Below are 728 nucleotides of genomic sequence, written 5' to 3'. Positions count from 1 at the left end.
AATCATGACTTCGATCGACCAGCGAGCGGCATACCGGTGAATGATCTCAGCCGGTCGGGCGAACGACACCTGTGCGGCGAGCGCGGTCAGGCTCGACAGCCGCGCTCCTTTGGACCGGGGCCGGCCCCGGCGGCCGGTGCGCGGTGGGGCCAGGTCGTACAGGGCGGCATCGACCCGCAGCCGGGTCGTCCAGGTCACCTGGGCGGGTAGGGCACGGAGCTCCTTACCGGCGTAGGCGGCGTCGGCGACCACGTGCAGGCTGCGGTCGGGGAGCGCCGCGGCCAGCGTGGTGACCATCTGGCGGGCCAGCCGCAGCCGGGAGGGGAGACATGGTGTTCGTCCGGGCGAGGCGGGCGAGGACGGGTAGGCACACCGGCCGGTCGAGCATCGGGAGTCGGACCACGATCTCGACGAGGACCCAGGTGTTACCGAATCCGACCGTGGTGGAGCCTGTCGCGGAGCCGTCGTGGAACCAGCCGGCCGCCCAGACCTTTTTCCCCGACCGGTGGAACAGAGCGTCATCGACGGCTACCGTCACGGCGCCGGTCGGTACCAGGAGGGTGACCACGAGGTGGGCCAGGGCAAGGCCGAGCTGGTCGGGGGACCAGACGGCGTGGGAGAAGAACCGGTGGGCCGGGTGATGGGGCCATACCCGGGACAGCCCGGCGCCCGTGAGCATGCCGCAGACTGTTCGTTTCCGTGTCTGTGCCAGCAGGCCGTACACCAGT

At 70.6% G+C, this 728-nt stretch carries 2 protein-coding genes; both read right to left on the bottom strand.

What is annotated here, in order from left to right; genetic code table 11:
• Positions 1–252 (bottom strand): transposase (locus U9977_RS15195; protein WP_322749912.1); only part of this gene is annotated, 252 nt, incomplete at its 3' end.
• On the bottom strand, positions 224–728 hold a 505-nt coding region (locus tag U9977_RS15190), incomplete at its 5' end, for a transposase (protein ID WP_322749911.1). The genes U9977_RS15195 and U9977_RS15190, both read right to left, overlap by 29 nt.

Source organism: Protofrankia sp. Cas8 (genome assembly GCF_963555845.1).
Taxonomy (GTDB): domain Bacteria; phylum Actinomycetota; class Actinomycetes; order Frankiales; family Frankiaceae; genus Protofrankia.
This window is presented reverse-complemented; position numbering and strand designations above follow the sequence as displayed.